Genomic DNA, 23,702 nt, shown 5'->3' with positions numbered 1-23,702 from the left:
GTCTCCGGGTCGTCTCGGCTCGGGCTCACCGCGCCGCGAGCGCGCCGCGGCGCCGACTCGCGACGAACCGCACCACGTCGGCGATCCAGTCGCGGTCGGTGCGCAGGCTCAGCAGCGGCGCATCGCACCGGCGTAGCGTGCGGGCGACGTCGGCGCGGTGTGCCGCGGCAGCCCTCTCGAAATCGGCGCGGAGCTGTTCGTCGATGGTGAACTCGCGGGTCCGGCCCGTCTCGGCGTCCTGCAGGATGACGTCCCCGACGGGCGGGAGCTCGACATCGCGCGGGTCGAGGATCTCCACGCCGAGCACCTCGTGGCGCCCCGCGATGGCCCGCAGCGGGCGCATCCAGTTGATGGGGCCGAGAAAGTCGCTGATGATCACAGCCATGCCGCGGCGGCGCTCGGGGCGGCGCAGGGCATCGATCGCGGCGGCGAGATCACCGCGCACCCCGACCGGAGCACGCGGCGTGGTCGCGATCGCGCGCAGCAACTCCTGCTCGTGCATGCGGCCGGACAGAGCGGGGACCCGGCGCACGGTGTCGCCGTTGCTGATGATCGCGCCCAGCCGGTTACCACCACCGCTGTTGAGGAACGCGATGGACGCCGCTGCGGCGACCGCCAGGTCCCGCTTCTCGCATCCGGTGGTGCCGAAATCCAGGCTGGCCGAGACGTCGACGACCAGCCACGTCTCGAGTTCGCGGTCGGCGATCATCTGGCGCACGTGCGGGTGCGTCGTCCGGGCCGTCACCGACCAGTCCATACGCCGCACGTCGTCGCCCGGCTGATACATCCGGGACTCCCCCGGCTCGGAACCGGGACCGGGCAACAGACCCAGATGGTCGCCGTGCAGCACGCCGTCGAGCTTGCGGCGCACCGTGAGTTCGAGCTTGCGCAGCGCAGCCGTCAGCGCCGGGTCGCGGATCTCCCCACGCTGCAACGACGGCAGGTCGACGGTCCGGCCAGGGGCGGGGCCGGATGACCCCGAAGGCGAAGAAGAAGCCACCAGGTCAGCGGCCGTTCGCCGCGGCCGCCGCGGCCGGAACCACCGGCGGCACCGCATGGCCCTGCTGCGGGATGGCGTTGACCTGCGGCAGCGCCACCGTCTGCAGAATGCGGTTGACGACGGTCTCAGCGGAGATCTCGTCGGCCAGTGCGTCGTAGGTGAGCACGAGGCGGTGCCGCAGAACATCCGGGATCACCTCGACGACGTCCTGCGGGATCACGTAGTCGCGACCGCGGACCAGGGCCAGTGCCCGCGACGCCGCGATGATGCCCAGCGATGCACGCGGGGAGGCGCCGTAGGCGATCCACGCCTTGGCGTCGGGCATCCCGAACTTCTCCGGCTCGCGCGTGGCGGTGACGATGCGGACGACGTAGTCGACGAGCGCGTGGTGGACGAAGTTGTTGGCTGCGACCTCTTGGAGGCGAAGCAGGTCGCCGGTGTTGAGGATCGTCTTGGGCTCCGGGGGCTTGACGCCCATCCGGTAGATGATCTCGCGCTCCTCCTCCGGGGAGGGGTAGTCCACGTTGAGCTTGAACAGGAACCGGTCGCGCTGTGCTTCCGGCAGCTGGTACACGCCCTCCTGCTCGATCGGGTTCTGGGTCGCCATGACCAGGAAGGGGCTGGGCAGCGGGAAGGTCTTGCCGCCGATGGAGATCTTGCGCTCGGCCATGATCTCGAGCAGCGCGGACTGCACCTTGGCCGGCGCGCGGTTGATCTCGTCGGCGAGCAGGAAGTTGACCACCACCGGGCCGAGCTCGATGTCGAACTCCTCTTTGCCCACGCGGTAGATGCGGGTACCGACGATGTCGGTGGGGACCAGGTCGGGGGTGAACTGGATGCGCGCGAACGTGCCGCCGACGACCTTGGCGAACGTCTCGACGGCGAGGGTCTTGGCGACGCCGGGCACACCCTCGAGGAGCACATGCCCCTTGGCCAGCAGACCGACGAGCATGCGTTCGACGAGCTGGTCCTGGCCGACGATGATGCGCTTGACCTCGAAGATCGCCCGTTCCAGGGTGTGCACCTCGCTCTGCAGGCCACCGTTGGTCTGCGCGGGTGCCGACGGGGCGGGCGCGGCGTGCGCACCCGCGGAGTAGCCGGGGCTGGGGGCTTGTCCGGGGAATCCTCCAGAGCCCTGCGGCGGCCCACTCGGTGAGGTCATCAATATTCCTTCCACATGCGCAGTACCTGCTGGTCTGTGCGGCGCGCGCAGTACTTTTCGCGTCTTTTCGCGCGGCACCCGCTGTCAACTATTCCAGGCGGGTCTGAATCCGTCGACGCCGCCCGAATTAACTCAGCCGCTACTCAGGATTCGATGATGCGTGCCGCGTACGGCTGCAGACCCGAGGTGCGCACCGGGCTCACGGTGACCTTGCCGGCGCTTCCTGATGCCTCGAGCATCCTGCCCCCGCCGAGGTACATGGCGACGTGCTGGCTGCCGCCGGGTCCCCAGAACAGCAGGTCGCCGCGCTTGGCTTGGGAGATGGGCACCTTGCGACCGGTGTCGTACTGGTCGCCCGAGTACTTGGGGATGAGCACCCCGACCCCGGCGTAGGCGAACTGGGTCAGCCCGGAGCAGTCGAAGCCGACGGTGTTGGCTCCGGACTCGATGCCCCGCGTGGGCCCGGTGGGCTTCCCGCCGCCCCACGAGTAGGGCACGCCCATCTGGCTGCCGCCGCGCCGGATCGCGTACTCGATCGCGGCGGGACCGCGCACCACACCGGGCGCCACGCTGGTCGGGTCGGCCGGCGCCAGGCCGAGGCTCTGCAGGAACTTGTGCCCGAGGTTCATCGTGACCTGAGTGGCCTGCGCGGTGGCGGCCAGCGACGCATTGGCGATCGCCAACGGGTCACCTGGGGCGCCGGCGCTGAGGATCTTGGGCAGCGTCGGATCCCACTGGCCGGCCTCGGGTTGCGCCGCAGCCGGGCTGGCGACACCGATCAGCACTGCGACCGCGACGGTCAGTGCGAGGAGAAGGCGGCGCAGGACGATCACCACTCGATCATTCGCGTGACGTAGGGCGTCATTCCGCTGGTGCGCACCGGCGAGATCTTGACCACCGACCCGGTGTAGGGCGCCTCGAGCATCTGACCGTCACCGAGGTACATCGCGACGTGCTGGCTGGCGTTCGGACCGTAGAAGATCATGTCGCCGCGGCGCATCTGCGACGACGGCACCTTGCGGCCGGCGTTGTACTGCGATCCCGTGTAGTGGTCGAGCTTGATGCCCACACCGGCGAACATGTAGAGCATCAGGCCCGAGCAGTCGAAGCCGACCGTGCCCGCGCCGGAGTCGATGCCGCGGCTGGGGCCCGAGGCGTTTCCGCCGCCCCACGAGTAGGGCACGCCCATCTGCGACATGCCCCGCTTGATGACGTACTCGGTGGCCTGCCGGCCATAGACGACGGGAATCGCGCCGTTGGTGATCCCCGTCGGCGTGGGCAGCAACCCGATGCTCTGCAGGAACTTTCGCCCCAGGTCCTGGGTCACCTGCAGCGAGGTGGTGATGATCTTGAGGACGGCGTTGATGATCTGGACCGGGTCGCCGCTGACGAAGGCGCTCGGGATCTGGGGCAGCGTCATGTCCCAGGCGGTGTTGCGGTTACCGGTGCTCGGATCGGCGTCCCAGTCGGGATTGATGCCCGACGGGGCGGGCTTGGCGCCCGGGCCTGCCGGCGCGGCGGCCCCACCGGACCGTCCGGTCGGCGTGGCCGGCGCGGAAAGTGCTTGTGCCGCCTGCAGTTTGGTCTGAGCTTCGGCACGTTCGGCGGTGAGCCGGTCGAGGTCGGCCTGCTGGGACTTGAACGTCTGCTGGGCGTTGGTCAGCGCCTGGACAGCGGTCTGCTGGCTCTGCTCGGCGGCCTTGACCGCGTCGTCGGCCTGCTGCTTGGTCAGCCGGGCGGTCGACTCCCGGTTCACCTGCTCGGTGCGGGCGCGCGACAGATCGGACATCACCTTCTGGGTCGAGAGCGACAGAGCCTGGCCGGTGGCCGCCGTACCGAGGATGTCGATCGGATCCTTGGCCGTCAGGTACGAACTCGACGGGCCGTGCACGTACATCGCGGCCGCGAACTGGTCGAACCGGTTCTGGGCCGCGGAGATCGCCGCGTCGGCGTCCTTGACGCTCTGCGCGGTGGCGTCGACGTCGCGCTGCGCCGCCGAGGCGTTGTCCCTGGCCGTCTGCACATCGAGGATCGCCTTGTTGACGCTTTCCTGCTGGCTCTGGATGGCCGCGCCGAGATCCTGCAGCTGCTGGTTGACGTTGGCGACCTCGGTCACCAGCTCAGCCAGGTTGTCGCCGGGCGTCGCGAGCGCCAGCTGCGGTGTGGTGAGCACCATGCCGAACGCGAGCGATACGGCGCACAACCGGGTGGCGGGCGCGCCGGCAAGGGGGCGTCTCATTCGACTCTGGTCTCCTCAGGCTTCGCGCAGAAGTCACATCTTGCACAACTGCAACTACAGGCACCGATTGCACCGTACGTCACATCTGACGCTAAAGAAACTTTAGTCACGAATTACAACAATGTAATTGCAATTGCCGTTATCAAACGGTGATGTTTGCATTCGCGCAGCGTGCGGCAATTCCCTAATCGACGCTGGTGAAGGCTGCCTCGGAGCTGGTCGACCGTTTGCTCAATTTCTGGAGCGCACGTGTCGCGACAGCACCGATCAGCACAAGAAAAACAAGCACAATCGTGAATGCAGTCCACGGAAAGTGCGGGGTCGTCAACTCACCCACGAAATTCTTCGTCGATTGGACGGGATCCCCGGTGCGGGCGATGTCTTGGCCCGCTTCCAGCGTGGCGCGATCGAAGCTGGTGCTGTAGGTCCCGGCAAACGACGGACTGAGCGCCAGCACGGTCGATCCCGGGTTCGCGGCGCCGACCTCGGTCGCGATGTCGCGCAGCGGTGTGTCGATGGGCGGGTTCTCGGCGATGACGACGACCTTGAGGTCGATCCCCTGCTGCTGGGCCTGCGCGACGATGTCGCGCAGTGCGGGCACCTCGGCCTGATCGGCGGGCGGCACGCTGATGCCGTCGTCGGAGACGTCGGCCTGTACGCGGTCCATGTCGATCGACGGCGGGATGTACGCCGGCAGGAACGGAATCACCTGCGGTCCGGTCACACGAGCACCGTAGCCGACCGTGGGCCCGGTTCCGCGGGTGGCGTGCCGCGCCGTCGGCGACAAGGATGGAGGCCACCCTGGGGTTCCATACAGGACAAGCGTACTGTTAGGGTGACAAGCGCCGCCGACACAGCCCGTCGCGGCGATGATTCAAGCCGGGAGTTGATGTGAGCAGCAAGAATTCATCCGTGAACTCGTTCGGAGCCGAGGACACGCTCAAGGTCGGGGACAGCAGCTACGAGATCTACCGTCTGGACGCGGTGCCGGGCACCGAGAAACTTCCCTACAGCCTCAAAGTGCTCGCGGAGAACCTGCTGCGCACCGAGGACGGCACCAACATCACCAAGGATCACATCGAGGCGATCGCGAAGTGGGATCCGTCCGCTGATCCGAGCATCGAGATCCAATTCACCCCAGCGCGGGTCATCATGCAGGACTTCACCGGCGTGCCCTGCATCGTCGACCTGGCCACCATGCGCGAGGCCGTCGGCGACCTCGGGGGTGATCCCCAGAAGGTCAACCCGCTGGCCCCGGCCGACCTGGTGATCGACCACTCCGTCATCGCCGACCTGTTCGGTACGGCAAATGCATTCGAGCGCAACGTCGAGATCGAATACGAGCGCAACGGCGAGCGCTACCAGTTCCTGCGTTGGGGCCAGGGCGCCTTCGACGACTTCAAGGTCGTGCCGCCCGGCACCGGCATCGTGCACCAGGTCAACATCGAGTACCTGGCCAGCGTCGTGATGGAGCGTGACGGGGTGGCCTATCCGGACACCTGTGTGGGCACCGACAGCCACACCACGATGGAGAACGGCCTGGGCGTGCTCGGCTGGGGCGTCGGCGGCATCGAGGCCGAGGCCGCGATGCTGGGCCAGCCCGTGTCGATGCTCATCCCCCGCGTCGTCGGCTTCAAGCTGACCGGCGAGCGCCGCCCCGGCGTGACCGCCACCGACGTGGTGCTCACCGTCACCGAGATGCTGCGCAAGCACGGCGTGGTCGGCAAGTTCGTCGAGTTCTACGGCGAGGGCGTGGCCGAGGTTCCGCTGGCCAACCGCGCCACGCTGGGCAACATGAGCCCCGAATTCGGTTCCACCGCAGCCATTTTCCCGATCGACGACGTGACGATCGACTACCTGCGGATGACCGGCCGCAGCGATCAGCAGCTCGCCCTGGTGGAGGCCTACGCCAAGGCGCAGGGCATGTGGCACGACCCGAGCCGCGAGCCGAAATTCTCCGAATACCTTGAACTCGACCTTGCCGACGTGGTGCCCTCGATCGCCGGCCCGAAGCGCCCGCAGGACCGCATCGCGCTCGACGACGCGAAGTCGGCGTTCCGCAAGGACATCCACAACTACGTCGAGAACGGCAACAGCCCCGCGCATTCCAACGTCGACGAGGCCGTCGAGGAGACGTTCCCCGGCAGCGACCCGGTGTCGCTGTCGTTCGCCGAGGAAGACGCCGTCGACGTGACGCCATCGGCCGCCAACGGTGCCGAAGGCCGACCGACCAACCCGATCACGGTGCGCTCCGAGGAGCGCGGCGACTGCGTGCTCGATCACGGCGCCGTCGTCATCGCGGCCATCACCTCGTGCACCAACACCTCCAACCCCGAGGTGATGATCGGCGCGGCACTGCTGGCCCGCAACGCCGTCGACAAGGGCCTGACCAGCAAGCCGTGGGTGAAGACCACCATGGCCCCGGGCTCCCAGGTGGTCACCGACTACTACGACAAGGCCGGGCTGTGGCCGTACCTGGAGAAGCTGGGCTTCTTCCTTGTGGGCTACGGCTGCACCACCTGCATCGGCAACAGCGGGCCGCTGCCCGAGGAGATCAGCAAGGCGATCAACGACAACGACCTGTCGGTGACCGCGGTGCTGTCGGGCAACCGCAACTTCGAGGGCCGCATCAATCCCGACGTGAAGATGAACTACCTGGCCTCCCCGCCGCTGGTCATCGCCTACGCGCTCGCGGGCAGCATGGACTTCGACTTCGACAGCGAACCCCTGGGCAAGGACACCGACGGCAACGACGTGTTCCTCAAGGACATCTGGCCCAGCCAGAAGGACATCAGCGACACCATCGCCGAAGCGATCAACACCGAGATGTTCGTCAAGAACTACTCCGATGTCTTCAAGGGCGACGAGCGGTGGCGCAACCTGCCCACCCCCAGTGGCGACACGTTCGAGTGGGACCAGGATTCGACGTACGTGCGCAAGCCCCCGTACTTCGACGGTATGCCCGCCGAGCCGGAGCCGGTCACCGACATCCACGGCGCGAGAGTCCTTGCGCTGCTCGGTGATTCGGTGACCACCGACCACATCTCGCCCGCCGGCAGCATCAAGCCCGGCACCCCGGCCGCGCAGTACCTCGATGCCCACGGAGTCGACAAGAAGGACTACAACTCCTACGGCTCGCGCCGTGGCAACCACGAGGTGATGATCCGCGGGACGTTCGCCAACATCCGGTTGCGCAACCAGCTCCTCGACGACGTGTCGGGCGGCTACACGCGTGACTTCACCAAGGGCGGCGAGCAGGCGTTCATCTACGACGCCGCGCAGAACTACGCCGAGCAGGACATCCCGCTCGTGGTGCTCGGCGGCAAGGAGTACGGCTCCGGCAGCTCGCGCGACTGGGCAGCCAAGGGCACGCGTCTGTTGGGTGTGCGTGCGGTCATTGCCGAGTCGTTCGAGCGCATCCACCGCTCGAACCTGATCGGCATGGGCGTGATCCCGCTGCAGTTCCCCGAGGGTGAGTCGGCGGCGTCGCTGAAGCTCGACGGCACAGAGACCTTCGACTTCACCGGGATCGAGGAACTCAACGAGGGCAAGACGCCCAAGACGGTGCACGTCACTGCGACGAAGGACGGCGGTGAGGCCATTGAGTTCGACGCGGTGGTGCGCATCGACACCCCCGGCGAGGCGGACTACTACCGCAACGGCGGCATCCTGCAGTACGTGCTGCGCAACATGCTGAAGTCGTAGAACCGAAGCCGTAACCGATGCCGAGGGTGACCGACGATCATCTGGCGGCGCGCCGTCGCCAGATCCTCGACGGCGCCCGCCGGTGCTTCGCCGAATACGGCTACGACAGAGCGACGGTGCGGCGGCTCGAGCAGACGATCGGGCTCTCGCGCGGCGCCATCTTCCACCACTTCCGCGACAAGGACACGCTGTTCTTCGAACTGGCGCGTGAGGACGCGGAGCGGATGGCCGAGGTGGCGGCGCGCGAGGGCTTGATCCAGGTGATGCGCGACATGCTGGCCGCACCCGACCAATTCGATTGGCTGGCAACGCGGTTGGAGATTGCCCGCAAATTGCGTAACGATCCGGCGTTCAGCCGCGGGTGGGCGGAGCGGTCCGCGGAACTGTCCGTGGCGACCACAGAACGGTTGCGCCGTCAGAAGCAGGCGGGCCGGCTGCGTGACGACGTGCCCGGTGAGGTGTTGCGCACCTATCTGGAGCTGGTGCTCGACGGTCTGGTGGCGCGATTGGCCTCCGGTGACGATCCGCAACGCCTCGGAGCCGTACTCGACGTCGTCGAGGCCTCGGTGCGCCAGCAGGCCGCCCCGTCCTAGCTCAGCGCCTGCCGCGGTGGTTGGGTCCGCCCCGGCTACGCATCGTGGCGCCCGCTTCGCGGAGCATGCTGTGGACCGAACCGTACGAGTGGCCGGTGGAGGCCACCAGGGTCCGGATGCTGGCTCCGCCCTCATAGGCGCTGCGCAGCTCGTTGATGAGCTGATCCCTGTCCTGCACGTTCTTTTTCATCGACGCCCTCCAGTGATGTGCAGCACACGCATACCCCTGGTCGAGGGCCTTGAACCTGACGATCAGGCGAGCTCGATGAGTTCCTTGTAATCGTCGGACCAGAAGTCCTCGGTCCCGTCGGGCAGGAGCAGCACCCGCTGCGGATCCAGCGCTTCGGCGGCCCCAGGATCGTGCGTCACCAGCACCACCGAGCCCTCGTAGCTGCGCAGCGCGTCGAGCACCTGCTCACGCGACGCGGGGTCGAGGTTGTTGGTCGGCTCGTCGAGCAGCAGGACGTTGGCGGTGGAGGCGACGAGGCCGGCCAGCGCCAGCCGGGTCTTCTCACCGCCGGACAGCGTGCCGGCCGGCTGGTCGAGTTGCGGGCCGGTGAACATGAATGCGCCGAGCAGCCCGCGTAGATCCTGCTCGCCGGTGTCCGGCGCGGCGTGGCGGATGTTCTCCCACACCGAGGTCATGTTGTCGAGCGTGTCGTGCTCCTGGGCGAAGTAGCCGATCTTGAGCCCGTGCCCCGGTTCCAACCCTCCCGCGTCGGCCTTCTCCACCCCCGCCAGAAGCCGCAGCAGCGTGGTCTTGCCGGCGCCGTTGAGCCCGAGCACGACGACGCGCGATCCGCGGTCGATGGCGAGGTCCAGTCCCGTGAAGATCTCCAGCGACCCGTAGGTCTTGGTCAATCCCTTGGCGATCAGTGGCGTCTTGCCGCACGGCGCGGGCGTCGGGAACTTGATGCGGGCCACCTTGTCGGCCACGCGTTCCTCGTCGAGGGCGGCCAACATCCGGTCGGCCCGCTTCAGCATGTTCTGTGCGGCAACGGCCTTGGTGGCCTTGGCACCCATCTTGGCGGCCTGGGCGCGCAACGCGCTGGCCTTCTTCTCGGCGTTGGCGCGTTCGCGGCGCCGGCGCTGCTCGTCGGTGGCGCGGGCGTCGAGGTACTTCTGCCAGCCCATGTTGTAGACGTCGGCCTCGCCGCGCACGGCGTCGAGGAACCAGACCCGGTTGACCACATCGGCGAGCAGGTCGACGTCGTGGCTGATCACGACGAGACCGCCCGCATGGTTCTGCAGAAAGGAGCGCAGCCACGTGATCGAGTCGGCGTCGAGGTGGTTGGTGGGTTCGTCGAGGAGCAGCGTGGTCGCCGATCCGGAGCCGGTGTCGGAGGCGGCGAACAGGATCCGCGCCAGCTCGACGCGGCGTCGCTGGCCGCCGGAGAGGGTGCGCAGCGGCTGGGTCAGCACGCGGTCGGGCAGACCGAGGCTGGCGCAGATCCGGCCCGCCTCACTCTCGGCGGCGTATCCGCCGAGCGCGGCGAAACGCTCCTCGAGTTCTCCGTACCGGCGCACCGCCTTGTCGCGCGCAGCGTCGTCGGCGACCTCGGCCATCAATGCCTGTTGCTTCTCCAGGTCCGAGAGCAGCGTGTCCAGGCCTCGCGCGGAAAGCACCCGGTCGCGGGCCAGCTGGTCGAGATCCCCCTCTTTGGGGTCCTGGGGCAGGTAGCCGATCTCGCCGGTGCGGGTGACCGTCCCGGCGTAGGGCTCACCTTCGCCGGCCAGGATGCGCATCGTGGTGGTCTTGCCCGCCCCGTTGCGGCCGACCAGCCCGATGCGGTCGCCCGGCTGCACGCGCAGAGCCGATCCCTCGATGGCGAGCAGCGTGCGCGCTCCGGCGCGGACCTCGAGGTCCGTTGCGGTGATCACGCTGATGCTCCTGAATGTGAAATGGGCAGGGCGAAACCCCTGCCGAGACTGCTACAAGGCTAATGGCACCAGCGGCCCCGCCGCCAATCGATTACTTGTCGTCGGTGAACACGGCCGCGCGGTTCTCCTTGCGCGCCGCGACGGCTTCCTCGAAGTTGCTGGTCAGCAGACGGATGTAGAGCTGACCGAGGCCTTCGGCCTGCATGTGGGCCTCCAGCGAGCCGGCGTCGAGCCCGCTCCACAGCGTGCGTTTGGTCAGCTCGGTTCCCGGCCGGGAGAACGCGGCGATGCGCTCGGCGATGTCGAAGCAGGTGTCGAGCAGGTCCTCGGGGGCCACCTGCCGGGACACCAGACCGATCCGCTCGGCCTCCTCGGCGTTGACATCGCGGCCGGTCAGCATGATCTCGAAGGCGCGCGACGACCCGATGGCCCGCGGCAACAGGTAGCTCAGGCCGAGCTCGCTGGCGGTCAGTCCGTTGTTGATGCCCGCCGCCCGGAAGTACGCCTCAGTGGAGGCCACGCGGATGTCGGCGGCGAGTGCGAGGCAGAGGCCGCCGCCGATCGCGGCACCGTTGACCGCCGCGATCACCGGCTGGTGCAGCTTGCGCATGCCCAGGATCACGTCGTCGAGCAGTTCCATCGACCGAAGGCCGAAGCCGGGCCGGGTGAGCCCGTCGACGTGCGGAACCGAGCCGGCCGATTTGTGGTCCGCCCCCGAGGAGAACCCGCGCCCGGCACCGGTGAGGACGACGGCGCGGATGTCGTTGTCGTGGGTGAGTTCGTCGAGCGCCGCCTTCAGCGGAACCATGACGTCGAACGCCATCGAGTTCATCCGCTCCGGGCGGTTCAGCGTCACGAGCGCGACGTGCGGGCGGGGCGTGTCGACGAGAACGAACGGAGGCACGCCAGCAGGCTATCCGGCGAGCCCGAGCCGGATCAGGCCTGGCTGTCGTCCTGCGAGGCCATCGCGGCGTCGATGTCGAATTCCTTGACCTTCTGGACGAGGTCTTCCAGCGCGGCGGGCGGCAGCGCGCCGGCCTGGTTGAACACCAGCTTGCCCTTCTTGAAGGCCATCAGCGTGGGGATCGAGCGGATGTCGGCGGCGGCCGCCAACTGCTGCTCGGCCTCGGTGTCGACCTTGGCGTACACCACGTCGGGATGCTTCTCCGACGATGCCTTGAACGTCGGCGCGAAGGCGCGACACGGCCCGCACCAGGACGCCCAGAAATCGACCAGGACGATCTCGTTCTCGGTGATGGTGGTGTTGAACTCTTCGGCGGTGATGTCTTTCGTGGCCATGTTGACGTCAACGTCGGGAAATGGACCTGTGTTCCCCGCGTCAGAGTTGGTAGGCCCGGACCCAGTCGACCTTCATCTCGGCGTTCATCGGCACCGATGCGCTCGGATCGCCGGTCCAGGGGTTGCCCACGGCGACGTTGAGGATCAGGTAGTGGTCCCACTCCCCGGAGAACGGGGTCCAGTTCCCGCCGCGCGCCTCGTAGTCCGCCTTGGTCACCTGTCCCACCTCGACCCCGTCGACGCGCCAGATGATGCGGTCGGCGTACCAGTCCATGCCGTAGGTGTGGAACCCGGCCGACAGGTCGACGCCGAGGTCTGCGTCGATGTTGTCCATCTTCACGTCGACGCCGTTGTTGCCCTGGGCCGGGCCGTGGATGTTGCCGGTCCAGGTGCGCCGCGAGGCCGGCGTCCCGAAGCCCGGGATCTCCATGATGTCGATCTCACCCTGGCGCGGCCAGTCGAACTCGTGGCCGGGCTCCAGGCCCACGGTCCAGAAGGCCGGCAGCAGGCCCGAATCCGGCGGCACCTGGATGCGGGCCTCGACGCGGGTGCCGACGCCGATCGACTGCTTGCCGTAGGTGACGACGCGCGCCGACGTGTAGTTGTAGGGTGCCCCCAGCCCGTCGGGTGTGCGCTCCCGGCGCACCTGGATGACCAGGTTCCCGTCGGCGTCGACGGTCATGTTGTTCCCGTCGGTGTAGTACTGGTTCTCGCCGGCGGACTGTCCCCATCGCCCGGTCTGGAAGCTCCAGTACTTCAGCGCTTCCTCCCGGCTGCTGAAGTTCGACTCCCACAGAAGGCGCGGCTGCGAGGTTCCGGGCTGACCGACCGGCGGTGGGGTCGGCTGGCTGTTGAGAACATCGCGGTAGATGTCCTGGCGGCGCACCAGCCAGCGCTGCGCCTTCGCTGCCGACACGGGGATGTCGAGCCAGTCGGTCCCCATCCGCTTGCTGCGGATGCCCTTCGAGTAGAGCGAGTCGACGATCATGGACCCGACGGTCACCCGGGTGCTGGTCGCCGCGGCGAGCAGCGTGGCATCGGGGGTGGTGCTGCTCGCCGACGTGACGGCGGCGGTGCGGGACGCCGTGAGCGCCGTGGGGGCGACGGTGACCTCGCTGGTTTCGGGGGCCGGCTCCGGGGTCGACGACGTCGCCCTGCGGGTCGGCCGCGCGTCTTCGGCGGACACCTCACGCTCAGCCCGGCCGGTACGATCGCGCCGCTGCGGGCGGGTGTCCTCCCCTGCCGTCTCGTCCCTGTCGGCCCGCGGCCGGTTGATCCGGCGCTGGGGTGCGGCCGTCGGGTGCTCGTCGGAGTCACGGGTCTGTCCGCGTGGAGTCCGCCGTGACGGTGTGGTCTCCGCGCCCGATGTCGCCGCGTCCGGCGCCGTGACGGAGTGCGTCGCGGCCGGGCTGGTGGCGGCCGATCCGGAGTCGTCCGGCGCCGCAGCGGCGGCACCCGCCCCGGCCACTCCGGCCGCCATTAGCCCGGCCGCGACGATGCCGCCCGCCAGAAAGTGTTTGCCGTTGAGGGCCGGCGTTCCCGTGCGCTGGGTTGATTGCATCACCGAATCCATTTCCCTTGATGAGGCGGTTGACGAAAGGCGAAGCAAAATCAACACGCGAATTCAGTGACCAGCAGCGAACAACAGACCTGTAATCAACACCAGTTCAGAGCGCCTCTGAGAGTGGAATCCCCGTGTCCAGCAAACGTTATACACACGGTCGCAGAAGTCTCTGGCTTTCTCGTTAATTTTTCCGCGCAACCTGGATCGTCATATCCACCGGACACCGGGACATTCGTGGAAATGCATTTGCAGCGTAGCTATGAGAATTCGCTCGATGGTCACCGATCCGCGGATGTCCATGGTCGGCGCGGTGCCATGGGCCAATGGCGCCATAGCCGCATCGGCGACGGCAAGAACAGCGGGTCACGACGCCGGCGTCATGCCCACCGATCGATCGGCCCGGCGCAGCAGCGCCGCGGTGTAACGGCCACCACCGGAACTGCGCCGGCAGCGCCCGCGAGGTAGACGATCGACGCGACTGCGCACAGCCGCACCACGGGGGTCCAAAGCATCCTGAGACGACCCCGATGAACCCCACGATCAGCGGTACTCGGGATTGGCGAAGTCGTACCGGCACCCGAGCGTTACATCCCGCCGGCGGGGATGAGAGCAGGATGATGGGACTCGTGACGTCTGCCCGGGTGCTGATCTTCGACGTGAACGAGACCCTGCTCGACATCGAGTCGGTGCAGCCGTTCTTCGACGAGGTGTTCGGCGACGGACAGGTGCTGCGGGAGTGGTTCGGTCAGCTGCTCCTGTATTCGATGACCGCGACGCTGGCCGGCAGCTACACCGACTTCTTCACCCTGGCCCGCGGCGTACTGCACATGGTCGGCGAGATCCGCGGCGTGCCGATCTCCGAGCAGCACTGGCTGCGGCTCGCCGACGGGTTCCGCTCGATGCCCGCGCACGCAGACGTTGCCGACGGCTTGGCCGACCTGCGCGATCGCGGCTACCGACTCGTGACGCTGACCAACTCGCCCCCGGTGTGCGGGGCGCCGACACCGTTGGAGCGGGCGGGGCTCGGCGATGTGGTCGAGCGGCAGTTCAGCGTCGACACCTACCGCACGTTCAAACCTGCCACGCGGTTGTACACGCAGGTCGCCGCGGAGCTGGGCGTCGCGCCCGCTGACTGCATGATGGTCGCCGCGCACGTCTGGGACACGATGGGCGCGCAGAGCGCCGGCATGCAGGGAGCGTTCCTGACCCGGCCGGGCAACGCCGTCCTGCCGGTCCCGGACCTGGCGCAGCCGACGGTCGTCGCCGCGGACCTACGGGAGCTGTCCCGCCTGCTCGACTGATCAGACCGTGAAGCCGAGGGCGCGCAGCTGCTCGCGGCCGTCCTCGGTGATCTTGTCCGGTCCCCACGGCGGGTTCCACACCCAGTTGATGCGCAGCTCGTTGACCAGCCCGGCGCCGATGAGGGCCGTGCGGGACTGGTCTTCGATCACGTCGGTGAGGGGGCATGCCGCCGAGGTCAGCGTCATGTCGATCAGCGCGACGTCCCCGCCCTCTTCCTTGGCGACGTCGACGCCGTAGACCAGGCCGAGGTCGACGACGTTGATGCCGAGTTCGGGGTCGACGACGTCACGCATCGCCTCCTCGATGTCGGCGAGCAGTTCCTCGTTCGGTGATGCTGTCTCGGTCATCAGTTCTCCTCCACAGAAGTCTCATCGGGCCCGTGTGCCTGCGCCAACGCTGCTTTGAACGCCGTCCATCCCAGCAGCGCGCACTTCACCCGTGCCGGGTACTTGGCGACGCCGGCGAACGCGACGCCGTCACCCAGCACGTCCTCGTCTCCGTCGATCGTGCCCCGCGAGGACACCATCTCCGAGAACGCCGCCACGGTCTTGAGGGCATCCCCGAGTGTCTGGCCGATCACCTGATCGGTCAACACCGACGTCGAGGCCTGGCTGATCGAGCAGCCCTGCCCGTCGTAGGAGATGTCGGTGACGGTCTCCCCGTCCTCGGACAGGGCCACGCGCAGCGTCACCTCGTCACCACAGGTCGGATTGACGTGGTGCACCTCGGCGGCGAAGGGCTCCCGCAGGCCGCGGTGGTGCGGGTGTTTGTAGTGGTCCAGGATCACTTCCTGGTAGATCTGCTCGAGCCTCACGCAAAGAACTCCACGGCTCGGCGGACGCCCGCGACCAGCCGGTCCACCTCGTCGACGGTGTTGTAGACCGCGAACGAGGCACGCGCCGTCGCCGCGATCCCGAACCGGCGGTGCAGCGGCCACGCGCAGTGATGACCCACGCGCACGGCGACGCCGTCGTCGTCGAGCACCTGGCCGACGTCATGGGCGTGCACGCCGTCGACCACGAAGGACACCGGCGAGCCGCGGTCGGTCATCGCGGTCGGACCGATCACCCGCACGCCGTCGATCTCTGCCAGCCCGGCCAGCGCCGCCGCCACGAGATCGCGCTCGTGCTCCTCGACGGCCGGCATCCCGAGCCCGTCGAGGTAGCGGGCGGCCGCGGCGAGGCCGACCACCTGCGAGGTCATCGGGGTGCCCGCCTCGAAGCGCTGAGGCGCGGGCGCGAACGTCGTGGCCTCCATCGTGACCGTCTCGATCATCGAACCGCCGGTGAGCACCGGCGGCATCGCGTCGAGCAGGGAACGCTTGCCGTACAGCACGCCGATGCCGGTGGGCCCGAGCATCTTGTGGCCGGAGAACGCCGCGAAATCGACATCGAGACCGTGCAGGTCGACCGGTTGGTGCGGTACCGACTGGCAGGCGTCCAGCAGCACCAGTGCGCCCACCGCACGGGCGCGGGCCACCAACTCATCGACCGGCGCGACGGCGCCGGTGACGTTCGAATGATGGCTGAAGGCAACGATTTTCACGCGCTCGTCGAGAACGAGCGAGTCGAGGTCGATCCGGCCGTCGTCGGTGACCCCGTACCAGCGCAGTGTCGCGCCCGTGCGCTGTGCAAGCTCCTGCCAGGGCACCAGGTTCGCGTGGTGCTCGAGTTCGGTGGTGACGATGACGTCGCCCGGACCGACGGCCCGCTCGAACCGCCTGTCCCCCAGCGCGTACGCCACCACGTTGATGGCCTCGGTGGCGTTCTTGGTGAACACGAGCTCGTCGGTGTCAGCGCCGACGAAGGCCGCGATGTCCTCGCGACCCTGCTCGTAGGCGTCGGTCGCCTCCTCCATCAACTGGTGGGCGCCCCGGTGCACCGCCCCGTTGGAGGTGAGCAGGAACTCCCGCTCGGCGTCGAGCACCACCAGCGGCTTCTGCGACGTCGCCCCGGAATCGAGGTAGGCGAGCTGATGGCCGCCGCGCATCACCCGCGACAGGATAGGGAAATCTGCTCGGACTCTGGCCACTTCGGCCGCATCGAGCACCCGCGCAGCCGTCATGATCAGGCTCCCGCGGTCACAGCCTGGTGGGGGTCCCTCCCGCTTGCGGGGGAGAAGCGTTCGTAGCCGTTGGTTTCCAGCTCGTCGGCGAGTTCGGGACCGCCCGACTCGACGATGCGGCCGGCGACGAACACGTGCACGAACTGCGGCTGGATGTAGCGCAGAATCCGCGTGTAGTGGGTGATCAGCAACACGCCGCCGTTCTCGGCCTCGGCGTAGCGGTTCACACCCTCGCTGACCACGCGCAGCGCGTCCACGTCCAGACCCGAATCGGTCTCGTCGAGGATTGCGATCTTCGGCTTGAGCAGACCGAGCTGCAGGATCTCGTGGCGCTTCTTCTCGCCACCCGAGAAGCCCTCGTTGACGCTGCGCTCGCCGAAGGACGGGTCGATGCCGAGATCGGTCATCGCGCCCTTGACCTCTTTGACCCAGTGCCGCAGCTTGGGGGCCTCGCCCCGTACCGCGGTCGCGGCGGTGCGCAGGAAGTTCGACATCGACACCCCCGGCACCTCGACGGGGTACTGCATGGCCAGGAACAGGCCGGCGCGGGCGCGTTCGTCGACGCTCATTTCGAGCACGTCCTCGCCGTCGAGCGTGATGGAGCCTCCCGTGACGGTGTACTTCGGGTGCCCCGCGATCGCGTAGGACAGCGTCGACTTGCCGGACCCGTTGGGGCCCATCACCGCGTGGGTCTCCCCCGACTTCACGGTCAGGTCGACGCCCTTGAGGATCGGGATCTCTTCGCCGTCGGGGGTGTTCACCGAGACGTGCAGATCTTTGATGTCCAGTGTGGTCATGGTCAACTTCTCTCGGTAATCGCTAGTTCGCGTTCGATGGCGTCGGTCAGGCGCTCCCGCACGGCGGGGACGGAGATCTTGTTGATGATCTCGTTGAAGAAGCCGCGGACCACCAGCCGGCGGGCCTGCTGCTCCGGGATACCTCGGGCGCGCAGGTAGAACAGTTGCTCGTCGTCGAATCGACCGGTGGCGCTGGCGTGTCCGGCGCCGACGATCTCGCCGGTCTCGATCTCCAGGTTGGGCACCGAGTCGGCACGCGCGCCGTCGGTGAGCACCAGGTTGCGGTTCACCTCGAAGGTGTCGGTGCCGGCAGCCTCGGCGCGGATCAGCACATCGCCCACCCACACGGTGTGGGTGTCGGGCCGCCGCGAGGCCGGATCCCCTTGCAGTGCACCCTTGTACATCACGTTGGAGCGGCAGTTCGGCTGTGCGTGGTCGACCAGCAGCCGGGATTCGAAGTGCTGGCCGTCGTCGGCGAAGTACAGACCGAGCAGCTCGGCGTCGCCGCCGGGCGCCGTGTAGCGCACCCGGCCGGTCAACCGGACCACGTCGCCACCCAGGGTGATCGCCGCGTGCCGCAGCACCGCGTCGCGGCCCAGTGTGGCGTGGTGTGTGCTGACGTGCACCGCGTCGTCGGCCCAGTCCGCGATCGAGACCACACGCAGCGTCGCGCCGTCGCCGACCACGAACTCGATGTTGTCGGCATAGGTTCCGCTGCCACGGTGGTCGATCACCACAACCGCCTCGGCCAGCTCGCCGACGCGGATCTGGATGTGCCCGTAGGCGGTTGCCCCCTCGCCGGGGCCGGTGATCGTCACCTCGACCGGGTCGGCGATGACGGCCTGCGCGGGCACGTCGATCAGCGTCGCGGTCTCGAAGCTCGAATAGGCCTGCGCCGCAACCCGATCTGCCGGCACACCGGCCTGGCCGAGCCGATCGTCGGTGCGCGGGATGCGCTCGACGCGCACGTCACCGGACGGGGCCACGTCGACGGTGGCTTCTGCGGTGGCGGCGGCCGACCCGTCGTGCAGGCCGCGCAGCCGCTTCAGCGGGGTGAAGCGCCAGATCTCGTCGCGGCCGCCGGGCACCTCGAAGGCGTCGACGTCGAACGATGTGAACAGCTCGCCTTTGTTGGCGCCCTCGAGGGCCGCCGTCAGATTTGCCTGTCCCACTAGCCGACCGCGCCTTCCATCTGCAGCTCGATCAGCCGGTTGAGCTCGAGTGCGTACTCCATCGGGAGCTCCTTGGCGATGGGCTCGACGAACCCGCGCACCACCATTGCCATCGCCTCGTCCTCGGTCAGCCCGCGGCTCATCAGGTAGAACATCTGATCCTCGCTGACCTTCGACACGGTGGCCTCGTGGCCCATCGTGACGTCGTCCTCGCGGATGTCGACGTAGGGGTAGGTGTCGGAGCGGCTGATCGTGTCGACCAGCAGCGCATCGCATTTCACGCTCGAGCGCGAACCGTGGGCGCCCTTGTTGACCTGAACCAGGCCGCGGTAGGACGCGCGGCCACCGCCGCGGGCGACGGACTTGGACACGATGTTGGACGACGTGTTCGGCGCCAGGTGCAGCATCTTGGCGCCGGTGTCCTGGTGCTGGCCCTCGCCGGCGAACGCGACCGAGAGCACCTCGCCCTTGGCGTGCTCACCGGTCATCCAGACCGCGGGGTACTTCATCGTCACCTTGGAGCCGATGTTGCCGTCGACCCACTCCATCGTCGCGCCGGCCTCGGCCCGGGCCCGCTTGGTGACCAGGTTGAAGACGTTGTTCGACCAGTTCTGGATCGTCGTGTAGCGGCACCGCCCGCCGGGCTTGACGATGATCTCGACGACCGCGCTGTGCAGCGAGTCGCTCTTGTAGATCGGCGCGGTGCAGCCTTCGACGTAGTGCACGTAGGCGTCCTCGTCGACGATGATCAGCGTGCGCTCGAACTGCCCCATGTTCTCGGTGTTGATCCGGAAGTAGGCCTGCAGCGGGATGTCGACGTGCACACCCTTGGGGACGTAGATGAACGACCCGCCGGACCACACCGCGGTGTTGAGCGCGGAGAACTTGTTGTCCCCGGCCGGGATCACGGTGCCGAAGTATTCGCGGAACAGCTCGGGATGCTCACGCAGACCGGAGTCGGTGTCGAGGAAGATGACGCCTTGGGCCTCGAGGTCCTCACGGATCGAGTGGTAGACGACCTCGGACTCGTACTGGGCCGCCACACCTGAGACCAGGCGCTGCTTCTCGGCTTCCGGGATGCCGAGCTTGTCGTAGGTGTTCTTGATGTCCGCGGGCAGGTCGTCCCACGTGGCGGCCTGCTTCTCGCTGGAGCGCACGAAGTACTTGATGTTGTCGAAATCGATGCCCTCGAGGTTGGACCCCCAGTTCGGCATGGGCTTCTTGTCGAAGGTGCGCAGCGCCTTGAGACGGACGTCGAGCATCCACTCCGGCTCGCTCTTCTTCGACGAGATGTCGCGCACCACGGCCTCGGACAGCCCGCGCTGGGCGCTGGCGCCGGCGACGTCGGAGTCGGACCAGCCGTAGCCGTACTTGCCCAGGGACGCGATGGTCTCCTCCTGGGTCAGCGCTTCTGGCTTGACCTCCGGTGTGAGTGTCATTGCGACACACTCCTTTTGCTAGCTGACGGGCTCCGGCGCGGGCTGTGCGCCGGAACGTGGGTGGTGCAGGCACAATCCCCGTTGACGATGGTGGCGAGCCGCTGGACGTGAGTGCCCAGCACCTCGGACATCGCCTCCTGTTCGGCCTCGCAGAGTTCGGGGAACTCCTCGGCGACGTGAGACACCGGGCAGTGGTGCTGGCAGATCTGCACCCCACCCAGCGGACCGCGGACCTGCGTGGTCGTCGTCGCGTAGCCCGCTCGGCTCAACGCATCGGCGACGCGGTCTGCGGCGGCCTCGACGTCTTCGGCACGCTCGGACGCCGCGGGCGCGACGTCGGACAGGATGGTGTCGATGCGCCGACGGGCGAACGTGTGCACGGCGTCGTCTCCGCCGATCTCCCGCAGCGCCCGCATGGCCGCCGACGCCAGATCGTCGTAGGTGTGCTCGAGCTTCGCGCGCCCCGCCGCGGTCAACTGGTAGCGCTTGGCGGGCCGACCCCGGCCCTCCTGCTGCCATGCCGCGGCCGACTTGGCCTGAGCGTCCCCTGCCTCGATCAGCGCGTCGAGATGACGGCGCACTCCGGCCGTCGACAGTCCCAAGCGCTCGCCGATACTGCTCGCCGTCGTCGAACCCGACTCCAGCAGCAGACGCACGATCGCCGTCCTGGTGTCACCGTCGGCCGACGGGGACGGCGCCGAGAAAGACGGCACGGCCGACCCATCGACTGGCACGACGGTGCCCTCCGAACGGATTTTCACAACACCAGTGTGACGCAATTGCCTGACCGGGTCCACCAAGGCCACCCTTATCGGAACCGTCATACTTGTCACACCGTCTGGGCGGCCAAACCGGGAATAGCAGCCCGCTACGCTGCCTGGGTGGCAGCCCGCCGACATTCGCTCAGCACCTCGCTCGCCGGTCTCCACGGCGATGAGCGGACCGTCGGCATCCCCCTCGACCCCGCCGAACTGGTCGCCCTGCACCGCACTCGGCTGTTCGGCGCGACCGGCACCGTACTGATGGCGATCGGCGCGCTCGGCGCCGGTGCGCGGCCCGTCGTGCAGGACCCCACCTTCGGGGTGCGCCTTCTCAACCTGCCGTCTCGCATTCAGACGGTCTCGCTGACCATGACCACCACCGGCGCGGTCATGATGGCCCTGGCCTGGCTGATGCTGGGCCGCTTCGCGCTGGGCAAGCGCCGCATGACCCGCAGCCAGGTGGACCGCACACTGCTGCTGTGGGCGCTGCCGTTGCTGATCGCCCCACCGATGTACAGCAAGGATGTCTACTCTTACCTCGCGCAGAGTGAGATCTCCCTGCAGGGCAGCGACCCTTACCGGGTCGGACCCGCCCCGGGTCTGGGCCTCGATCACGTCTTCACGCTGTCGGTGCCCAGCCTCTGGCGTGAGACACCCGCGCCCTACGGACCGCTGTTCCTGTGGATCGGCCGCGGCATCTCCCGGATCACGGGAGAGAACATCGTCGAGGCGGTGCTGTTCCACCGGCTGATGGTCCTGCTCGGCGTCGGCCTGATCGTGTGGGCCACGCCCCGGCTGGCTCGCCGCTGCGGTGTCGCCGAGGTGAGTGCGCTGTGGCTGGGCGCGACCAACCCGCTGTTGTTCATGCACCTGGTCGCCGGCATCCACAACGAGGCGCTGATGCTCGGGTTGATGCTGGCCGGTACCGAGTTCGCGCTACGCGGTATCTCCGCTCTGTCGGGGGGTTCAGCGCTGGGCACCGCCGCCGGGCATCGCTGGTACGCCCCCGGCATGCTGCTGGCCGGCACGGTACTGATCACGATGTCATCTCAGGTGAAGCTGCCGGGACTGTTGGCGCTCGGCTTCGTCGCGATGGCGCTGGCCGCGCGGTGGGGCGGCACGGTCAAGGCGTTCCTCGCGGCGGGCAGCGCTCTCGGTGCGGTGTCCCTTGCCGTGATGGCGCTGATCGGCTGGGCCAGCGGCCTGGGCTTCGGCTGGCTGTTCACCCTGGGCACCGCGAACGTGGTGCGCAGCTGGATGTCGCCGCCGACGCTGCTGGCGTTGGGCACCGGTCAGGTCGGCATCCTGCTGGGACTCGGCGATCACACGACCGCGGTCCTCGCGCTGACCCGCGCGATCGGCGTGACGCTGATCGCCGTGATCGTCACCTGGCTCTTGTTCGCCGTGCTGCGCAACCGCCTGCATCCGGTCGGGGGGCTCGGGGTGGCGCTCGGCGTCACCGTCCTGCTGTTCCCCGTGGTGCAACCGTGGTACCTGCTGTGGGCGATCATCCCGCTGGCTGCCTGGGCCACCAGGCCGGGTTTCCGCTCCGCGGTCATCGCCGTGACCCTCATCGTGGGGATCTTCGGCCCCACGGCGAACGGCGATCGGTTCGCGCTGTTCCAGATCGTGCTGGCGACGGTGGCCAGCACCGTGATCGTGCTGGCGCTGATCACGCTGACGTACCGGTGGCTGCCGTGGCGGGCGGTGCCGGAGGCCGCGACAGGGCGTCTCGACGAGCCGGTGGGCACGGCCGACAAGACCGACGCCTACGCTGAATCTCCGTGACCTCCCGTTCCGGTAGCGCGCCCGTGCGGCTGCGTGGCGTGACGAAGCGGTACGGCGACACCGTGGCCGTATCCGGCCTGGACCTCGAGGTGGGCGCCTCGGAGATCTTCGCGCTGCTCGGCCCCAACGGCGCCGGCAAGACGACGACGGTCGAGATGTGCGAAGGCTTCGTCCGCCCCGACGCCGGCAGCATCGAGATCCTCGGCCTCGACCCGGTGGCCGACAACGCCGAGGTGCGCGCACGAACCGGGGTCATGCTCCAGGGCGGCGGCGCCTATCCGGCCGCGCGTGCCGGCGAGATGCTCGCCCTGGTCGCCTCCTACGCAGCCAACCCGTTGGATCCGGCATGGTTGCTGGACACCCTGGGCCTGACCGATTCCGCGCGGACCACCTACCGACGGCTTTCCGGCGGCCAGCAGCAGCGGCTCGCGCTGGCGTGCGCGGTGGTCGGCCGGCCCGAGCTGGTGTTTCTCGACGAGCCGACGGCGGGCATGGATGCGCATGCGCGCCTGGTGGTGTGGGAACTGATCGACGCGCTGCGACGCGACGGCGTGACCGTGGTGCTGACCACCCATCAGCTCACCGAGGCCGAGGAACTGGCCGACCACATCCTGATCATCGACCGGGGGCAGGCCGTGGCCAGTGGCACGCCCGCCGAGTTGATGCGCAGTGGCGCCGAGAATCAGCTGCGGTTCCGGGCGCCGCGGATGCTGGATCTCTCGCTGTTGATCGCGGCGCTGCCCGAGAGCTATCGCGCCACCGAGCCGTCTCCCGGGGAGTACCTCGTGGAGGGTCGTATCGATCCGCAGGTGCTGGCGACCGTCACCGCGTGGTGCGCCCGCCTCGACGTTCTCGCGACCGACATGCGTGTGGAGCAACGCAGCCTCGAGGACGTGTTCCTCGACGTCACCGGGCGGGAGTTACGGCAGTGAGCAC

At 68.2% G+C, this 23,702-nt stretch carries 22 protein-coding genes; 5 read left to right on the top strand and 17 right to left on the bottom strand.

Annotated elements, in window-relative coordinates:
* Positions 1–25 precede the first annotated feature (25 nt).
* The 5 genes from ACZYYX_RS26795 to ACZYYX_RS26775 all read right to left on the bottom strand — a co-directional run bounded on the left by ACZYYX_RS26795 (position 26) and on the right by ACZYYX_RS26775 (position 5,125).
* Positions 26–1,000 (bottom strand): DUF58 domain-containing protein, encoded by a 975-nt coding sequence (locus tag ACZYYX_RS26795; RefSeq protein WP_463817859.1) that lies wholly within the window; start codon positions 998–1,000, stop codon positions 26–28.
* A gap of 4 nt (positions 1,001–1,004) precedes the next feature.
* Complete coding sequence (gene moxR1, locus ACZYYX_RS26790; protein WP_463817858.1) at positions 1,005–2,162, bottom strand: chaperone MoxR1; 1,158 nt, start codon at positions 2,160–2,162, stop codon at positions 1,005–1,007.
* Positions 2,163–2,305: 143 nt separating this feature from the next.
* A complete protein-coding gene (gene ripB / locus ACZYYX_RS26785; RefSeq protein ID WP_463818045.1) occupies positions 2,306–2,992 on the bottom strand; it encodes an NlpC/P60 family peptidoglycan endopeptidase RipB in 687 nt (228 codons plus the stop codon).
* Positions 2,992–4,401, bottom strand: a complete 1,410-nt coding sequence (gene ripA / locus ACZYYX_RS26780) for an NlpC/P60 family peptidoglycan endopeptidase RipA (protein ID WP_463817857.1) — start codon at positions 4,399–4,401, stop codon at positions 2,992–2,994. Before ripA ends, ripB begins: the two co-directional genes overlap by 1 nt.
* A gap of 184 nt (positions 4,402–4,585) precedes the next feature.
* Positions 4,586–5,125 carry an Rv1476 family membrane protein gene (locus tag ACZYYX_RS26775; protein WP_463817856.1) on the bottom strand — a complete coding sequence of 180 codons (540 nt, stop codon included), beginning with the start codon at positions 5,123–5,125 and terminating at the stop codon, positions 4,586–4,588.
* Positions 5,126–5,292: 167 nt separating this feature from the next.
* Between ACZYYX_RS26775 and ACZYYX_RS26770 the strand changes: the two genes are divergently transcribed.
* Entirely contained in the window at positions 5,293–8,106 is a 2,814-nt protein-coding gene (locus ACZYYX_RS26770) for an aconitate hydratase (protein ID WP_463817855.1), read from the top strand.
* A 17-nt stretch (positions 8,107–8,123) separates the two neighbouring features.
* Entirely contained in the window at positions 8,124–8,699 is a 576-nt protein-coding gene (locus tag ACZYYX_RS26765; RefSeq protein ID WP_463817854.1) for a TetR/AcrR family transcriptional regulator, read from the top strand.
* Position 8,700: 1 nt separating this feature from the next.
* On the opposite strand, the gene ACZYYX_RS26760 is transcribed toward ACZYYX_RS26765, so the two are convergent.
* The 5 genes from ACZYYX_RS26760 to ACZYYX_RS26740 all read right to left on the bottom strand — a co-directional run bounded on the left by ACZYYX_RS26760 (position 8,701) and on the right by ACZYYX_RS26740 (position 13,440).
* Positions 8,701–8,889 (bottom strand): helix-turn-helix domain-containing protein, encoded by a 189-nt coding sequence (locus ACZYYX_RS26760; RefSeq protein WP_463817853.1) that lies wholly within the window; start codon positions 8,887–8,889, stop codon positions 8,701–8,703.
* Positions 8,890–8,951: 62 nt separating this feature from the next.
* Positions 8,952–10,580: an ABC-F family ATP-binding cassette domain-containing protein gene (locus ACZYYX_RS26755; protein WP_463817852.1), complete on the bottom strand. Its 1,629-nt coding sequence runs from the start codon at positions 10,578–10,580 to the stop codon at positions 8,952–8,954.
* A gap of 91 nt (positions 10,581–10,671) precedes the next feature.
* The gene (locus tag ACZYYX_RS26750; RefSeq protein ID WP_463817851.1) at positions 10,672–11,484 is read right to left on the bottom strand and encodes an enoyl-CoA hydratase; all 813 of its coding nucleotides are present in this window, start codon (positions 11,482–11,484) and stop codon (positions 10,672–10,674) included.
* Positions 11,485–11,516: 32 nt separating this feature from the next.
* Positions 11,517–11,879, bottom strand: a complete 363-nt coding sequence (gene trxA, locus ACZYYX_RS26745; protein ID WP_463817850.1) for a thioredoxin — start codon at positions 11,877–11,879, stop codon at positions 11,517–11,519.
* A gap of 40 nt (positions 11,880–11,919) precedes the next feature.
* The gene (locus ACZYYX_RS26740) at positions 11,920–13,440 is read right to left on the bottom strand and encodes a glycoside hydrolase family 16 protein (protein WP_463817849.1); all 1,521 of its coding nucleotides are present in this window, start codon (positions 13,438–13,440) and stop codon (positions 11,920–11,922) included.
* Positions 13,441–14,069: 629 nt separating this feature from the next.
* On the opposite strand from ACZYYX_RS26740, the gene ACZYYX_RS26735 reads away from it, so the two are divergent.
* Positions 14,070–14,744, top strand: coding sequence for a haloacid dehalogenase type II (locus ACZYYX_RS26735; protein WP_463817848.1), 675 nt, complete (start codon positions 14,070–14,072; stop codon positions 14,742–14,744).
* Here the strand turns inward: ACZYYX_RS26735 and ACZYYX_RS26730 are convergent, their stop codons facing one another.
* Genes ACZYYX_RS26730 through ACZYYX_RS26700 form a run of 7 tightly spaced genes read right to left on the bottom strand, consistent with a single transcriptional unit; the run spans position 14,745 to position 21,050 of the window.
* Positions 14,745–15,092 (bottom strand): metal-sulfur cluster assembly factor, encoded by a 348-nt coding sequence (locus tag ACZYYX_RS26730; RefSeq protein ID WP_463817847.1) that lies wholly within the window; start codon positions 15,090–15,092, stop codon positions 14,745–14,747.
* A complete protein-coding gene (sufU, locus tag ACZYYX_RS26725) occupies positions 15,092–15,559 on the bottom strand; it encodes a Fe-S cluster assembly sulfur transfer protein SufU (protein WP_463817846.1) in 468 nt (155 codons plus the stop codon). The genes ACZYYX_RS26730 and sufU overlap by 1 nt, the downstream gene beginning before the upstream one ends.
* Positions 15,556–16,809 carry a cysteine desulfurase gene (locus ACZYYX_RS26720; RefSeq protein ID WP_463817845.1) on the bottom strand — a complete coding sequence of 418 codons (1,254 nt, stop codon included), beginning with the start codon at positions 16,807–16,809 and terminating at the stop codon, positions 15,556–15,558. Before ACZYYX_RS26720 ends, sufU begins: the two co-directional genes overlap by 4 nt.
* A 2-nt stretch (positions 16,810–16,811) precedes the next feature.
* A complete protein-coding gene (gene sufC / locus ACZYYX_RS26715; protein ID WP_463817844.1) occupies positions 16,812–17,606 on the bottom strand; it encodes a Fe-S cluster assembly ATPase SufC in 795 nt (264 codons plus the stop codon).
* A 2-nt stretch (positions 17,607–17,608) separates the two neighbouring features.
* Positions 17,609–18,778, bottom strand: a complete 1,170-nt coding sequence (gene sufD / locus ACZYYX_RS26710) for a Fe-S cluster assembly protein SufD (protein WP_463817843.1) — start codon at positions 18,776–18,778, stop codon at positions 17,609–17,611.
* Positions 18,778–20,217: a Fe-S cluster assembly protein SufB gene (sufB, locus tag ACZYYX_RS26705; protein WP_463817842.1), complete on the bottom strand. Its 1,440-nt coding sequence runs from the start codon at positions 20,215–20,217 to the stop codon at positions 18,778–18,780. Before sufB ends, sufD begins: the two co-directional genes overlap by 1 nt.
* Positions 20,214–21,050 carry a helix-turn-helix transcriptional regulator gene (locus ACZYYX_RS26700; protein WP_463817841.1) on the bottom strand — a complete coding sequence of 279 codons (837 nt, stop codon included), beginning with the start codon at positions 21,048–21,050 and terminating at the stop codon, positions 20,214–20,216. The genes sufB and ACZYYX_RS26700 overlap by 4 nt, the downstream gene beginning before the upstream one ends.
* A gap of 48 nt (positions 21,051–21,098) precedes the next feature.
* Between ACZYYX_RS26700 and mptB the strand changes: the two genes are divergently transcribed.
* On the top strand, positions 21,099–22,766 hold the full coding sequence (mptB, locus tag ACZYYX_RS26695) for a polyprenol phosphomannose-dependent alpha 1,6 mannosyltransferase MptB (protein WP_463817840.1): 1,668 nt from the start codon (positions 21,099–21,101) through the stop codon (positions 22,764–22,766).
* Complete coding sequence (locus tag ACZYYX_RS26690; RefSeq protein WP_463817839.1) at positions 22,763–23,698, top strand: ABC transporter ATP-binding protein; 936 nt, start codon at positions 22,763–22,765, stop codon at positions 23,696–23,698. Before mptB ends, ACZYYX_RS26690 begins: the two co-directional genes overlap by 4 nt.
* Positions 23,699–23,702 lie beyond the last annotated feature (4 nt).

The sequence above is a fragment of the Mycobacterium sp. IDUB_1 genome, assembly GCF_055419625.1.
Note: the sequence above shows the minus strand (reverse complement) of the source record. Positions and strands in the feature narration are given on the sequence as shown.

What these genes read in the sequence shown, in the direction of transcription:
- sufC (WP_463817844.1), bottom strand. Translation starts at nt 17,606, where the DNA reads ATGACCACACTGGACATCAAAGATCTGCACGTCTCGGTGAACACCCCC.
- ACZYYX_RS26730 (WP_463817847.1), bottom strand. Translation starts at nt 15,092, where the DNA reads ATGACCGAGACAGCATCACCGAACGAGGAACTGCTCGCCGACATCGAG.
- ACZYYX_RS26720 (WP_463817845.1), bottom strand. Translation starts at nt 16,809, where the DNA reads ATGACGGCTGCGCGGGTGCTCGATGCGGCCGAAGTGGCCAGAGTCCGA.
- moxR1 (WP_463817858.1), bottom strand. Translation starts at nt 2,162, where the DNA reads ATGACCTCACCGAGTGGGCCGCCGCAGGGCTCTGGAGGATTCCCCGGA.
- sufB (WP_463817842.1), bottom strand. Translation starts at nt 20,217, where the DNA reads ATGACACTCACACCGGAGGTCAAGCCAGAAGCGCTGACCCAGGAGGAG.
- trxA (WP_463817850.1), bottom strand. Translation starts at nt 11,879, where the DNA reads ATGGCCACGAAAGACATCACCGCCGAAGAGTTCAACACCACCATCACC.
- ripA (WP_463817857.1), bottom strand. Translation starts at nt 4,401, where the DNA reads ATGAGACGCCCCCTTGCCGGCGCGCCCGCCACCCGGTTGTGCGCCGTA.
- ACZYYX_RS26765 (WP_463817854.1), top strand. Translation starts at nt 8,124, where the DNA reads ATGCCGAGGGTGACCGACGATCATCTGGCGGCGCGCCGTCGCCAGATC.
- ACZYYX_RS26760 (WP_463817853.1), bottom strand. Translation starts at nt 8,889, where the DNA reads ATGAAAAAGAACGTGCAGGACAGGGATCAGCTCATCAACGAGCTGCGC.
- ACZYYX_RS26740 (WP_463817849.1), bottom strand. Translation starts at nt 13,440, where the DNA reads ATGCAATCAACCCAGCGCACGGGAACGCCGGCCCTCAACGGCAAACAC.